Annotated in this window: 10 protein-coding genes; 8 read left to right on the top strand and 2 right to left on the bottom strand. The window is 51.6% G+C overall.

Annotated features, from left to right (window positions below; translation table 11 throughout):
* Nucleotides 1-121: 121 nt before the first annotated feature.
* Nucleotides 122-1,015 carry a YcbJ family phosphotransferase gene (locus EX31_RS18190; protein ID WP_037036018.1) on the top strand — a complete coding sequence of 298 codons (894 nt, stop codon included), beginning with the start codon at nucleotides 122-124 and terminating at the stop codon, nucleotides 1,013-1,015.
* A 1-nt stretch (nucleotide 1,016) separates the two neighbouring features.
* Here EX31_RS18190 and elyC read toward each other — a convergent pair whose 3' ends face one another.
* The gene (gene elyC, locus EX31_RS18185) at nucleotides 1,017-1,796 is read right to left on the bottom strand and encodes an envelope biogenesis factor ElyC (protein ID WP_013574845.1); all 780 of its coding nucleotides are present in this window, start codon (nucleotides 1,794-1,796) and stop codon (nucleotides 1,017-1,019) included.
* 155 nt (nucleotides 1,797-1,951) lie between these two features.
* On the opposite strand from elyC, the gene cmoM reads away from it, so the two are divergent.
* From cmoM to EX31_RS18150, 7 genes are all read left to right on the top strand, one after another.
* On the top strand, nucleotides 1,952-2,737 hold the full coding sequence (cmoM, locus tag EX31_RS18180) for a tRNA uridine 5-oxyacetic acid(34) methyltransferase CmoM (protein ID WP_013574846.1): 786 nt from the start codon (nucleotides 1,952-1,954) through the stop codon (nucleotides 2,735-2,737).
* A complete protein-coding gene (gene mukF / locus EX31_RS18175) occupies nucleotides 2,734-4,056 on the top strand; it encodes a chromosome partition protein MukF (protein ID WP_013574847.1) in 1,323 nt (440 codons plus the stop codon). Before cmoM ends, mukF begins: the two co-directional genes overlap by 4 nt.
* Nucleotides 4,037-4,768, top strand: coding sequence for a chromosome partition protein MukE (gene mukE, locus EX31_RS18170; RefSeq protein ID WP_013574848.1), 732 nt, complete (start codon nucleotides 4,037-4,039; stop codon nucleotides 4,766-4,768). The genes mukF and mukE overlap by 20 nt, the downstream gene beginning before the upstream one ends.
* On the top strand, nucleotides 4,765-9,213 hold the full coding sequence (gene mukB, locus EX31_RS18165; protein WP_037036016.1) for a chromosome partition protein MukB: 4,449 nt from the start codon (nucleotides 4,765-4,767) through the stop codon (nucleotides 9,211-9,213). Before mukE ends, mukB begins: the two co-directional genes overlap by 4 nt.
* 361 nt (nucleotides 9,214-9,574) lie before the next feature.
* The gene (ldtD, locus tag EX31_RS18160; protein WP_037036014.1) at nucleotides 9,575-11,425 is read left to right on the top strand and encodes a L,D-transpeptidase; all 1,851 of its coding nucleotides are present in this window, start codon (nucleotides 9,575-9,577) and stop codon (nucleotides 11,423-11,425) included.
* Nucleotides 11,426-11,604: 179 nt separating this feature from the next.
* Nucleotides 11,605-12,156: a YcbK family protein gene (locus EX31_RS18155; protein ID WP_013574851.1), complete on the top strand. Its 552-nt coding sequence runs from the start codon at nucleotides 11,605-11,607 to the stop codon at nucleotides 12,154-12,156.
* A gap of 51 nt (nucleotides 12,157-12,207) precedes the next feature.
* Nucleotides 12,208-12,855, top strand: a complete 648-nt coding sequence (locus EX31_RS18150) for an MBL fold metallo-hydrolase (RefSeq protein ID WP_013574852.1) — start codon at nucleotides 12,208-12,210, stop codon at nucleotides 12,853-12,855.
* Nucleotides 12,856-12,940: 85 nt separating this feature from the next.
* Here EX31_RS18150 and EX31_RS18145 read toward each other — a convergent pair whose 3' ends face one another.
* Nucleotides 12,941-14,131 (bottom strand): amino acid aminotransferase, encoded by a 1,191-nt coding sequence (locus EX31_RS18145; RefSeq protein ID WP_013574853.1) that lies wholly within the window; start codon nucleotides 14,129-14,131, stop codon nucleotides 12,941-12,943.
* Nucleotides 14,132-14,229: the final 98 nt, after the last annotated feature.

Raw genomic sequence — 14,229 nt, 5'->3', positions numbered from 1 at the left:
TTTGCGCACTGCCTTCCTGTTTCTGCCCCGACTATCCGGTTTTTGTTTGATCTGAAACGGGGTAATCCTTTCCTGAAACTTTCATCATAAACGTTAATTTATTCGTCACTGCGAACACGTTATGGAACAGCTAAAAGCCGAATTGAGTATTGTGCTGGGCGAGCGTTTATCCCGCCTCGAATGTGTCAGTGAGCAGCCTTATGCCCATCTTTTTTCCCTTTATGATGAGCAGGGTTACGCGATGCCATTGATGGCGAAGAGTTTTACTTGTCAGGGAATTGCCGGGCAGGAGGCTTATAAATTATCAATGCTGGCGCGGGAGGGCGTGGTGAGGGTGCCGACGGTTTATGGCATGGTCACCACGCATCAGAAACCATATCAGGAAATATTGCTGATTGAACGTCTGCGCGGCGTATCGGCGGAAGCGCCAACACGCACCCCTGATCGCTGGCAAATCTTGCAGGAGCAAATTGTCGAGGCGATGCTGGCGTGGCACCGGATTGACAGCCACGGTTGCGTCGGTTCTGTTGACAGCACGCAGGAAAATCGCTGGGAAAACTGGTACCCGCAGCGGGTGGAGGTGTTGTGGGCAACGTTATCGAATTTACAGGCATCCGAACTCACACCTGAAGATCGCACGCTGCTTTTCCGTTCCCGTGCCTGCATTCCTAAGCTATTTGAAGAGTTCGACGATACACCGGTACTGGTACACGGCAATCTCTCGTTGCGCAGCATGCTCAAAGATCCTCGCAGCGATCAACTGCTGGCAATGATTAATCCCGGCACCGTGTTATGGGCGCCGAGGGAGTTTGATCTTTTCAGGTTGTGGGAAAAAGGCATGAGCGAGCAATTGCTGTTCAGTTATCTGCAAAAAGCACCTGTTTCAGAAACATTCCTCGCACGGCGCTGGTTGTATCTGGTGTGGGAATCAGTCGCGCATCTGATTCATACCGGTAAGCTTGATCGCCGGCAATTCGATTATGCACGGCAACAATTGTTGCCGTGGCTTAACTGAGTTACTTCGCTGCGGGTGCCGGCAGCGTCATCCATTGCCATGCGCGCCCCAGCGTTTCATACCATGCCCGCTCGCTGTGAGACAAGAACAGTGCCTGAGGCAACGCTTTTTCCCACGGATTGAGCGGGGAATCTATCGCAAGCTGATTCGCCGGTGCCGGAATAGGGTTCAGTCCCAGTTGCCGGAAGAAAATGATTGCCCGCGGCAGATGGTTTGCCGACGTCACCAGCACAAACGGCTGCTCTCCCAGCATTTCTTTAACCTGCAAAGCTTCCTGATGTGTATCCCGTGGCCTGTCGAGCAGAATAATATCGCTCTCCGGCACCCCTAAACTCTCCGCAACTTTCCCGGCGACCGCAGCACTGCTCATCGGGTTAGTCATGGCCCGCGCACCGGTGAAGATCATTTTTGAACCGGGATTTGCCCGGTAAATGCGGATCCCTTCGGCCACGCGAGGAAGGCTGTTATTGATGAGATTAGAACTCGGTGCCCACGCCGGGTTATAGGTATAACCGCCGCCCAGTACGACAACATATTTTACCGGCACATTGCCACTGGCCTGGTAAGTGGGGTAAACCGATTCAATAGGACGCAGCAGGTTATCCGCAACAGGTTGCAAGCTGAGCAGCAACAGAAGCAGCCAACTCAGTGAAAAAAACACTTTTCCGGTTTTTTGCCAGCGGGTCATCCACAGCAACACCAGTGCAATCGCCATGAAGAGCAGAATAAATGGCAGAGGTAATAACAGGCCCCCCAGCGTCTTTTTTAGGATAAATAACATCAGAAACCGATCCTTTTGGGTGAAAAAACGACATCCGGGCGTGAATCCGCGTCAGGATGATTTATTCTATGCCAGCCTGTGCCAAAATAGCACTTCACCCGGTATCACCGCTCAGCCATCATTAACAAATTGTTTTTAGAAACAGGGTTCATTTCATGCAGGATCGTAATTTCGACGATATGGCCGAGAAGTTTTCGCGCAATATCTACGGCACAACAAAGGGACGTATCCGTCAGGCTGTGCTGGGTCAGGATCTGCATGATTTACTACAGACTTTGCCTCAGAGGCCACTGCGCATCCTTGATGCGGGCGGCGGTGAAGGACAAATGGCCTGTGAACTGGCAGCTTTAGGACATAAGGTCTTGTTGTGTGATCTCTCCGGTGAGATGATCCGCCGCGCCGAGGCGGCTGCGCTGGAAAAAGGTGTGAGCGACAACATGCAATTTGTACAATGTCCGGCTCAGCATATCGCCGAACATTTGGAACAGCCGGTTGATCTGATATTGTTCCATGCGGTCATCGAATGGCTGGCCGAACCTCAACAGGCTCTGGCCGCACTGGTCGATTGTCTGACCCCCGGTGGCGCAATATCACTGATGTTTTACAATATCCACGGTCTGGTCATGCGGCACATGATCCTTGGCAATTTTGCTCATGTTGAAGCGGGTGTGCCAAAAATCAAAAAAAGCTCCCTGTTACCCGATCACCCACTGGAACCCGCACAGGTTTACCAGTGGCTGGAAGAACTTGGGATGCAGATCAGCGGCAAGACCGGTGTTAGAGTGTTCCACGATTATTTGCGAAACAGACAACAACATAAACAGGATTTTGATGAGCTTCTGGCGCTGGAACAGCGTTATTGTCGTCAGGAACCTTTTGTTAGTTTGGGACGTTACATCCACGTGATGGCGCACAAACCCATTCTGAAGGACGAATTATGAGTGAATTTTCCCAGACTGTACCCGAACTGGTCGCCTGGGCACGCAAAAATGATTTCTCAATTTCGCTGCCAACGGAGCGGCTGGCTTTTCTTCTGGCAATCGCCACATTAAACAGCGAGCGCCTTGATGGAGAAATGAGTGAGGGTGAACTGGTCGACGCGTTTCGTCATGTCAGCAAGGGATTTGAGCAGACAAATGAAACCATCACCGTACGTGCCAATAACGCCATCAATGACATGGTGCGTCAGCGTTTGCTCAACCGTTTTGTCAGTGAACTGGCCGACGGTAATGCCATTTATCGCCTGACGCCTTTGGCGATCGGCATTTCAGATTACTACATCCGCCAGCGAGAGTTCTCAACGTTGCGGTTGTCTATGCAGTTGTCGATCGTTGCTCAGGAACTCAAGCGTGCAGCCGATGCAGCCGAAGAGGGCGGTGATGATTTTCACTGGCATCGCAATGTTTACGCGCCACTTAAATACTCAGTAGCTGAAATTTTTGACAGCATCGACATGACCCAGCGGATCATGGACGAGCAGCAGCAGGGCGTGAAAGACGACATTGCCGCGTTGCTCAATAAAGACTGGCGTGCGGCAATTTCCAGTTGTGAAATCCTCCTGTCAGAAACTTCCGGCACGCTGCGTGAATTGCAGGATACGCTCGAGGCGGCCGGTAACCTGTTGCAGGCGCATCTTATGCGTATTCAGGATGCCACGATGGTCGAACTCGATTTGAGCTTTGTCGACAAACTGGTTTTCGACCTGCAGAACAAACTCGACCGCATTACCAGTTGGGGCCAGCAGGCTATTGACCTGTGGATTGGCTATGACCGGCATGTGCATAAATTTATCCGTACTGCCATCGACATGGATAAAAACCGGGTGTTCGCCCAGCGTCTGCGCCAGTCGGTTCAGAACTATTTTGATCAGCCATGGACGCTGACCTTCGCCAATGCTGACCGTCTGCTGGATATGCGCGATGAAGAACTGGCCTTGCGCAGCGAGGAAGTGACCGGCGAACTTCCGCCAGATCTTGAGTTTGAAGAATTTAACGAAATCCGCGAACAACTTGCGGCATTGATTGAACAGGCATTACAGGTTTATCAGCAACAAAAAACGCCGCTCAATCTGGGCATGGTAATGCGCGAATATCTTAAACAGTATCCGCGTGCCCGACATTTTGATGTCGCGCGAATTGTGGTCGACCAGGCTGTGCGCCTTGGTGTGGCTGAAGCAGATTTTTCAGGATTGCATGCCGAATGGCAGGCAATCAATGATTACGGAGCCAAGGTGCAGGCCCATGTCATCGACAAATATTGAACACATAATGCCAGCTAAGCTGGCGCAGGCACTGGCGAACTCAGTGTTTCCTGCTCTCGACAGCCAACTGCGTTCTGGCCGTCATATCGGTATTGATGAGCTGGATAACCACGCTTTCCTGATGGACTATCAGGAAGAAATGGAACTCTTTTACAGCCGCTACAACGTGGAGTTAATCCGGGCACCAGAAGGTTTCTTCTACCTGCGCCCGCGCTCCACTACGCTTATCCCGCGTTCAGTCTTATCTGAACTGGACATGATGGTGGGTAAAATCCTTTGCTATCTGTATCTCAGCCCGGAACGTCTGGCGCATGAGGGGATTTTTACCCAGCAGGAACTGTATGACGAATTACTGAGCCTGGCGGATGAAAGCAAATTACTTAAATACGTCAACCAACGTTCAACCGGCTCAGATTTGGATCGCCAGAAATTGCAGGACAAAGTCCGCACGTCCCTGAACCGACTACGCCGGCTGGGCATGGTGTATTTCATGGGGGTTGATAGCAGCAAATTCCGTATCACTGAAGCGGTATTCCGGTTTGGTGCGGATGTCCGCAGCGGCGATGACGCGCGCGAAGCACAACTGCGGATGATCCGCGACGGTGAAGCAATGCCGGTCGACAGCGCGCTGTCACTGAATGACGAAAGTGAGGACGGCGAATCGCTGGCAGTGCAGCAAGGGCATGAGAGCGCAGAGGATGAACAGGAATGATTGAACGCGGTAAATTTCGCTCACTGACGCTGGTTAACTGGAACGGGTTCTTTGCCCGTACTTTTGACCTCGACTCACTGGTCACCACGCTTTCCGGCGGTAACGGGGCCGGTAAATCCACCACGATGGCGGCTTTCGTCACGGCGCTGATCCCCGATCTGACGTTGCTGCATTTCCGTAACACCACCGAAGCGGGCGCAACTTCCGGTTCGCGTGATAAAGGCCTGCACGGTAAATTGCGTGCGGGTGTCTGTTACTCGGTTCTGGATGTGGTGAACTCCCGTCACCAGCGTATTGTCGTGGGGGTTCGTCTGCAGCAGGTCGCCGGTCGTGACCGTAAAGTCGACATCAAACCTTTCACGATTCAGGGCTTGCCGGTTGCGGTCAATCCGACGGAAATGCTGACTGAAACGGTCGGCGAGCGTCAGGCTCGTGTGCTGTCTTTGCAGGAACTGAAAGATCGCGTGGAAGCGATGGAAGGCGTGCAGTTCAAGCAGTTCAACTCGATTACCGATTACCATGCCCTGATGTTTGATCTGGGTGTTATTCCACGTCGTTTGCGATCGGCATCCGACCGTAGCAAGTTCTATCGTCTGATTGAAGCCTCGCTTTATGGCGGTATTTCCAGTGCCATCACCCGTTCCCTGCGCGACTATTTGTTGCCGGAAAACAGTGGCGTGCGGAAAGCCTTCCAGGATATGGAAGCGGCGCTGCGTGAAAACCGTATGACGCTGGAAGCTATCCGCGTTACTCAGTCTGACCGCGACCTGTTTAAACACCTGATTTCTGAAGCGACGTCTTACGTGGCTGCAGATTATATGCGTCACGCCAATGAACGCCGTATTCATCTCGATGGTGCGCTGGTACTGCGTAATGATTTGTTCACCAGCCGCAAACAGTTGTCCGGCGAGCAATACCGTCATGTCGAAATGGCACGTGAACTGGCTGAGCAAAGTGGTGCGCAAAGCGATTTAGAAACCGATTATCAGGCTGCCAGCGATCATCTGAGTCTGGTTCAGACGGCGATGCGTCAACAGGAAAAAATCGAGCGTTATGAAAGTGATCTCGAAGAGCTGACGTACCGTCTGGAAGAACAGAACGAAGTGGTGGCCGAAGCCAGCGAGCTGCACGCCGAACATGAAGCGCGCGCTGAAGCCGCTGAACTGGAAGTGGATGAGCTGAAAAGCCAGCTGGCCGATTACCAGCAGGCGCTGGATGTTCAGCAGACCCGTGCGATTCAGTATCAGCAGGCGTTGCAGGCCATTGAGCGTGCGCGCGATTTGTGCCAGATCCCCGATCTGAGCATTCAGAACAGTGAAGAATGGCTGGAAACTTTCCAGAGTAAAGAGCAGGAAGCGACTGAAATCCTGCTGATGCTGGAACAGAAGATGAGCGTCGCTTCTGCCGCCCATAATCAGTTTGAAACGGCTTATCAGCTGGTGGTAAAAATCGCCGGTGAAGTGAGCCGCAGTGAGGCCTGGCAAACGGCGCGTGAATTACTGCGCGACTGGTCTTCACAACAGCATCAGGCCGAACGCGTCGAACCGCTGCGCATGCGCTTGTCAGAACTTGAAGGCCGCCTGCGTGAACAGCAGGATGCCGAACGTCAGTTGCAGGAATTCTGCAAGCGTACGGGTCAGGATGTGCATCCCGAAGATCTGGACGAAATGCAGCGTGAGCTGGAAGTACAGATCGAAGAATTACAGGGTGTTGTGTCGCAGGCAGGTGAGCGTCGCATGGAAATGCGTCAGGAACTTGAACGTGTTCAGTCGCGCATTCGCGAACTGACCGCCCGTGCACCCGTCTGGCTGGCCGCGCAGGAAGCACTTAGCCAGTTAAGCGAGCAAAGTAAGGAACCGCTGGAAAGCAGCCAGCAGGTGACCGAATACATGCAGCAGTTGCTGGAAACGGAACGCGAAACGACGGTTGAGCGTGACGAAGTGGCTGCCCGCAAACGTCGTATTGAAGGGCAGATAACCCGCCTCAGCCAGCCAAGCGGTGCGGAAGATTCCCGCATGATCGCGCTTGCAGAACGCTTCGGTGGCGTGTTGTTGTCGGAAATTTACGATGACGTCACCATCGACGATGCGCCTTACTTCTCTGCATTGTATGGTCCGTCCCGCCACGCGATTGTGGTGCCTGATTTATCCCTGATCCGCGATCAGCTGGATGGGTTGGATGATTGCCCGGAAGACCTCTATCTTATCGAAGGGGATCCACAATCATTTGATGACAATGTCTTTGAAGTAGAAGAAATGCAGGGCGCGGTACTGGTCAAAACGGGTGATCGCCAGTGGCGTTATTCTCACTTCCCACAGGTGCCATTGTTTGGCCGTGCGGCGCGTGAGAACCGTCTGGAAACCTTGCATAAAGAACGCGAAAACCTGTCAGAGCGTTACGCGACATTGTCGTTTGACGTGCAGAAAATTCAGCGTGCACATCAGGCATTTAGTCGTTTCATCGGCAGTCATTTAGCTGTGGCGTTTGACGCCGACCCGGAAGCTGAAATCCGCACTCTGAGCGGGCGTCGTGGCGAACTGGAACGCGCTATCAATGCGCATGAAGGCCAGAATCAGCAACAGCGTCAGCAATACGAGCAGGCGAAAGACGCTATCGGCATGCTTAATAAATTGCAGCCACGTGTCGGCTTGCTGTGTGACGAAACGCTGATTGATCGCGTTGAAGAAATCCGCGAAGAAATGGAAGAGGCACAGGATTCCGCCCGTTTCATTCAGCAACACGGTGTTTCACTGAGCAAGCTGGAACCGCTGGTATCGGTGCTGCAAAGCGACCCGGAACAGCATGAGCAACTGAAAGAAGATTACGCACAGGCGCAGCATGCACAGCGTCTGGCGAAGCAACAGGCATTCGCTCTGACGGAAGTGGTTCAGCGCCGTGCTCACTTCAGCTATACCGACTCCGCCGGCATGCTGAATGAAAACAGTGATCTGAATGACAAACTGCGTCAGCGTCTGGAACATGCGGAAGCGGAACGTACGCGTGCCCGTGAACAAATGCGTCAGCATCAGACACAACTGACGCAGTACAGTCAGGTTCTGGCCTCGCTGAAAAGTTCGTTCGATGCCAAACGCGATATGCTCAAAGAACTTAGCCAGGAATTGCAGGATATCGGTGTTCAGGCTGATGCAAATGCTGAAGCACGTGCTAAAACCCGTCGTGACGAACTGCACACCGCGCTCAGCACCAACCGGGCACGCTGTAATCAGCTCGAAAAACAAATCACCTTCTGCGAAGCAGAAATGGATAACCTGCAGAAGAAATTGCGCAAACTTGAGCGTGATTATCATCAGAGCCGCGAACAGGTAGTGACCTCGAAAGCGGGCTGGTGTGCGGTGATGCGTCTGGTGAAAGACAATGGCGTTGAACGCCGTTTGCACCGCCGTGAGCTGGCGTATATGGATGGCGACGAACTGCGTTCCATGTCAGATAAATCCCTTGGCGCGCTGCGTCTGGCGGTCTCTGATAACGAACATCTGCGCGATGTACTGCGTCTGTCCGAAGATCCAAAACGTCCTGAACGTAAAATCCAGTTCTACATTGCTGTATACCAGCATCTGCGCGAACGTATCCGTCAGGATATTATTCGTACCGATGACCCGGTTGAAGCGATTGAACAGATGGAAATTGAACTGGGCCGTCTGACCGAAGAACTGACTGCCCGCGAGCAGCAACTGGCCATCAGTTCGAAAAGTGTGGCGAATATCATCCGTAAAACCATTCAGCGCGAACAGAACCGTATCCGCCAGCTGAACCAGGGCCTGCAGGCTGTGGCCTTTGGTCAGGTGAAAAGTGTGCGTTTGAACGTGAATGTACGCGAAGCGCACGCGGGACTGCTGGATGTGCTGTCTGAACAGCAGGAACAGCATCAGGATCTCTTCAGCAGTAACCGTCTGACCTTCTCGGAAGCGCTGGCGAAACTCTATCAGCGTCTGAACCCGCAAATTGATATGGGTCAGCGCACACCGCAAACTATTGGTGAAGAACTGCTGGATTACCGCAACTATCTCGAAATGGAAGTGGAAGTGAACCGTGGTTCTGACGGCTGGTTACGCGCAGAAAGCGGGGCGCTGTCAACGGGTGAAGCGATCGGTACCGGTATGTCGATTCTGGTGATGGTGGTTCAGAGCTGGGAAGACGAATCGAGCCGTATGCGCGGGAAGGATATTTCGCCTTGTCGTCTGCTGTTCCTTGATGAAGCCGCACGTCTGGATGCTAAATCTATCGCCACGCTGTTCGAGCTTTGCGACCGTCTGGAAATGCAGCTGATTATTGCGGCACCGGAAAACATCAGCCCTGAAAAAGGCACGACCTATAAACTGGTACGTAAAGTGTTCGGCAATAATGAACATGTACACGTGGTCGGTTTGCGTGGATTCGCACCTGAACTTCCGGCACTGGTCAATACGGAAGCTGACGTTTCCTGAGTGTTTTCAGATAAATAAGATGTCTGATTTTTAAAAGCCCCGGCCTGAGCGCCGGGGCTTTTTATTGAAATTGCATCCATTTCACTTATATTTCTTTAAAAAGTTGTGGTGAACTAAATAGTTTGTAAGCCAACGCTAAGGTGCTGCGCAATTTATAGACGAATGCCTGAAAACAGCACATAAACACGTAAGGGAAGACTTTATTTAAACTGACAGCTGGCTTAGAGTCTTTACGTTACACGCGGGCTCTATTTCATTGAGTTCCTACGCAAAAAAAGAATTCTCTTTATATACTTATTCCAAGAGCTGTTGGCTCAATTTTGGGGATGAGATTGAGCACCTTATCGGGAGGCAAGGGAAGATGTTAATGAATCAAAGGTCTCTCAGGTTTTTAGTCGCCAGCTGTCTGCTGGCGAGCGGTCTCTCGCCGTGGTTTGCTGCATGGGCTACCGTGCCCGCGCTGCCATTAGGAAAAACCACGCTATCAAGCGTACAGAGCATGAGCCAGTTGCAGGCAGAGTTATTGCCAAGGGGCATCAGGCCGTTGTATCTGTCATCTCTGTCATCGCTTTATGCTGCAAATCATATGCAGCCCATGTGGAACGATCGCGAAACAGTTCAGTTATTCCAGCAGCAACTCGCCGAGCTGGCCATATCGGGGATCCAGCCTCAGTTCACGCAATGGGTGAAATGGCTGACGGATCCGCAAGTTACCGGCATGGCCCGTGATGTGGTGTTGTCAGATGCAATGCTGGGCTATTTGCAGTTTACGAGCAGCGTGGAAGCCAATGGAGATAAGTGGTTATACAGCGCCACACCGTACAAAATGACGACGCCGTCGCTGACTGTGATTAATCAGTGGCAACTGGCTGTGCGTCAGGGCAATACGTCACACTATTTGTCGACTCTCGCACCACAGCACCCTTATTACACCAAAATGCATGATGCATTGAAAATCATGCTGACGGACAATCGACCATGGCCCGTGATGACAGGATCAGCCAGTTTGCGTCCGGACCAGATCAGTGACGATGTCCCGGCCTTGCGGGAGATCCTGACCCGAACCGGTATGATGGTCGCCTCGCCTGAAGAGAATAAGGTGGCTAAACCGACAGATGAAACTATCGCCCCGAACACGCCGGGAAGCGCGGCAAATGACGATCTGTCTGTTGATGAAACCGCTGATAAGGCCCAGCAATCGACCCCGGCTGTCAGCCCTTCCGCAACATCAGTACAAGATGTCCTGCCAACGGTTCAGTCGACAGAAGTGCCAGCGACACCCGCGCCAGTGGCTGTCGCTGATAATCAGTACACACCGGATTTAGTGGAAGCTGTTAAGCGTTTTCAAAAATGGCAGGGGCTGGAAGCGGACGGTATTATTGGCGGACGTACCCGTCAGTGGCTGAATGCCTCTCCGCAATTGCGTGCTACCTTGCTGGCGCTGAATATTCAGCGTCTGCGCATTCTTCCAGGCAATGTGAACACCGGAATCATGGTGAACATTCCAAACTATCAGCTCACCTATTATCTCAATGGCAATGAAGTGTTGTCGTCACGGGTAATTGTCGGTCGTCCAAGCCGTAAAACGCCGTTAATGAGCAGTGCATTGAATAATGTGGTGGTCAATCCACCGTGGAATGTGCCCACAACGTTAGTGCGTGAAGATATCGTGCCTAAAGCCATGAACAATCCCGGTTACTTCCAGCAACATGGCTATCAGGTATTGTCTGGCTGGAGTAACGATGCTGAAATCATCGATCCTTCAATGATCGACTGGGCAATGATATCACCCAACCATTTCCCCTATCGCATCCGTCAGGCGCCGGGCGTAAGTAATTCCCTGGGACGGTATAAATTTAATATGCCGAGTTCTGATGCCATTTATCTGCATGACACGCCAAACCATAACTTGTTCAGCAAAGACATTCGTGCGCTGAGTTCTGGCTGTGTGAGGGTGAATAAGGCTTCTGAATTAGCCAATATGCTGTTACAGGATGCAGGCTGGAATGACACGCGAATATCTTCTGCATTGCAGGGCGGCAATACTACGTATGTGGCAATACGCCATCATATACCGGTAAAACTGTTTTATCTGACGGCGTGGGTTGCGGATGACGGTAAGCCGCAATTCAGAACAGATATTTACAATTATGATTCAACGGTGAGATCCGGTGCACAAATTCTGCCTCAGGCGGAAATTTTGCTTCAATAAATGCAGTAAAACTAATCTGATAAGGGTCAGAGTATTTGGCCATCGAACGAGCGTGAGCCACTGGCACGCTCGTTTTGCTTATATGGGTTCCCTTGACTCGCAGAAAATTGGCAGTTAAGGTTCAAAACGGCTCAGATCAGAGCTTATTTTTGACTCTCTTACCGGATAGTAAACTGTTCATGAATGAAATCGACAAACATCGCCGTAAATGGCTGGCATTAGGCAGTGCCGCTATGGGGATTGCATTACTTCCAGGTCGTGCATTCGCCACTCTTTCCACACCTCGCCCGCGTATTTTAGTCGTTAACAATATCAATACCGGCGAAACCCTCAAAACCGAGTTTTTTGATGGAAAGCGTTACAACAAGGATGAGTTGGCCCGGTTGAATCATCTGTTCAGGGACTATCGTGCGGAAAAAGTAAAATCTATCGATCCCGCGTTGTTCGATCACCTCTATCGTTTGCAGGTGATGCTTGGCGGAACGAATAAACCAGTCCAGCTGATTTCGGGTTACCGCTCACTGGCGACAAACAACAGCATGCGTGAACCCGGAAGCGGGGTAGCGAAGCACAGCTATCACACGCTTGGGCAGGCAATGGATTTCCATATTCAGGGCATCGAACTGAGCAATATCCGCAAAGCAGCATTAAAAATGCGGATGGGTGGTGTAGGATATTATCCACGAAGTAACTTTGTGCACATCGATACCGGTCCCGCACGGACCTGGTGATGTGTGTAATTAATGGCCTGCCGGAATGTGCAGGTCATTTTGTGGAGCTCTATGAAAACCCATCTTATTACCGTCACGGCGTTCAGCCAAAACTGCTCACTGATTTGGTGTGCTAAAACCAATCAGGCCGCCATTGTTGATCCGGGCGGTGAAGCCGCCAGGATCATCCAGGAAGTTTCTGCCAAAGGTGTATTGGTTACGCAAATTTTGCTGACTCACGGACATCTTGATCACGTGGGTGCCGCAGCAGAACTGGCTGCGCACTATCAGGTACCGGTTATCGGACCACAAAAAGAAGATGAATTCCTGCTGGATGCGTTACCGACCCAAAGCCAGATGTTTGGCCTCGACCATTGTGACCCGCTGACGCCGGATACCTGGCTGGAAGAAGGGGATTCAGTGAGTGTCGGTGAAGAAATCTTATCCGTGCTGCATTGCCCAGGCCATACGCCGGGGCATATTGTCTTCATCAATGATAAAGCGCGAATTGCCGTTTCTGGTGATGTGATTTTCAAGGGTGGCGTAGGCCGCAGTGATTTCCCGCGTGGTGACCATCAGGCGCTGATTCATTCCATCAAAACGAAATTATTACCGCTCGGCGATGACATGGTCTTTATTCCCGGTCATGGCCCGATGTCAGACTTTGGTTATGAGCGTAAAACGAACCCGTTCCTGCAGGATGAAATGCCGGTCTGGTAATTACGTTTGCTGTTTATCAGCAAAAAACAAAAAGCCCGTCAGGATACCTGACGGGCTTTTTTAATTGAGCAACACTGCTTATCTTTTACAGTACGGCGACGATGGCTTCACACAGCGGTGCCATATTTTCGAGCGTGATGCCGGCAACGTTGATACGGCCGGAGTTCACCGCGTACACGCCGAATTCATCACGTAAACGCAATACCTGATCTTTGGTCAGGCCGCTGAAAGAGAACATCCCGTTCTGGTTAATAATAAAGCTGAAATCCTGTTGAGCGCCTTTTTCCTGCAAGGTGCTGACGAATAGCTGGCGCATACGATGGATACGCAGGCGCATATCGCTTAGTTCCTGCTCCCACAGCGTGCGCAAAGCTTCGTTACCCAGTATGGTGGCTACAACCGCAGCACCGTGTGACGGCGGGTTGGAGTAGTTTGCACGGATAACCGATTTCATTTGGCTGAAAGCGCGACCGGCAGTTTCTTCATCGGCTGCGACTAACGTACAAGCACCTACGCGTTCATTGTATAAGCCGAAGTTCTTCGAGTAAGAACTGGCGACCAGCAATTCCTTATGTTTTGCCACGAACAGGCGCAGACCCGCCGCATCTTCTTCCAGACCTTTTGCAAAGCCCTGATAGGCGAAGTCGAACAACGGTAACCAGCCGTTGCTCACCGACAATTCTGCCAGCTGTGCCCATTGTTCTTCTGTAGGATCGATACCGGTTGGATTGTGACAGCAGCCATGGAACAGCACCACGTCGCCTGCTTTCGCTTCGCTCAGGCTTTTCAGCATGCCATCGAAATCAAGGCTGTGATTTGCGGCGTCATAGTAATTGTATTCCACAACTTCCAGACCCGAAGCAGAGAACACACCTTTATGGTTCGGCCAGCTCGGATTACTGACCCACACGCGTCTGGCGCTGGTTTGCGTAGCGATGAAATCTGCTGCGATACGCAGAGCGCCAGTGCCGCCCGGAGTCTGTGCGGTGCGTGCCCGTTTATCAGCAATAACCGTGCTGTCTTTGCCAAACAGCAGTTCCTGTGTACAACGGGCAAAATCAGGCAACCCGTCGATACTCAGATAGGTTTTAGTGGTTTCATTTTCCAACAGGAACTGTTCGGCTTTTTTCACGCTGGCCAGAACCGGCGTTTTACCTGTTTCGTCTTTATAAACACCAATCCCCAGATTGATTTTATTAGAGCGGTCGTCAGCGCGGAAAAGATCGGTAAGACCCAGGATAGGGTCAGCAGGTGCTGCAGTGATTTTTTCAAACATGTCGGAAAATTCCATAGCCTGATATTACGAAAGAGGTCATCAGGGTAACGCCAGCGCCCCCTTTTGCCAACCGTTTGCGGCAAAAAGAAAACAGAGTT

This window comes from Rahnella sp. WP5 (genome assembly GCF_000745615.1).
Lineage (GTDB): Bacteria > Pseudomonadota > Gammaproteobacteria > Enterobacterales > Enterobacteriaceae > Rahnella > Rahnella aceris.
This window is presented reverse-complemented; position numbering and strand designations above follow the sequence as displayed.

Coding starts and splice junctions, on each gene's coding strand:
- EX31_RS18190 (WP_037036018.1), top strand. CDS start 122: ATGGAACAGCTAAAAGCCGAATTGAGTATTGTGCTGGGCGAGCGTTTA.
- elyC (WP_013574845.1), bottom strand. CDS start 1,796: ATGTTATTTATCCTAAAAAAGACGCTGGGGGGCCTGTTATTACCTCTG.
- cmoM (WP_013574846.1), top strand. CDS start 1,952: ATGCAGGATCGTAATTTCGACGATATGGCCGAGAAGTTTTCGCGCAAT.
- mukF (WP_013574847.1), top strand. CDS start 2,734: ATGAGTGAATTTTCCCAGACTGTACCCGAACTGGTCGCCTGGGCACGC.
- mukE (WP_013574848.1), top strand. CDS start 4,037: ATGTCATCGACAAATATTGAACACATAATGCCAGCTAAGCTGGCGCAG.
- mukB (WP_037036016.1), top strand. CDS start 4,765: ATGATTGAACGCGGTAAATTTCGCTCACTGACGCTGGTTAACTGGAAC.
- ldtD (WP_037036014.1), top strand. CDS start 9,575: ATGTTAATGAATCAAAGGTCTCTCAGGTTTTTAGTCGCCAGCTGTCTG.
- EX31_RS18155 (WP_013574851.1), top strand. CDS start 11,605: ATGAATGAAATCGACAAACATCGCCGTAAATGGCTGGCATTAGGCAGT.
- EX31_RS18150 (WP_013574852.1), top strand. CDS start 12,208: ATGAAAACCCATCTTATTACCGTCACGGCGTTCAGCCAAAACTGCTCA.
- EX31_RS18145 (WP_013574853.1), bottom strand. CDS start 14,131: ATGTTTGAAAAAATCACTGCAGCACCTGCTGACCCTATCCTGGGTCTT.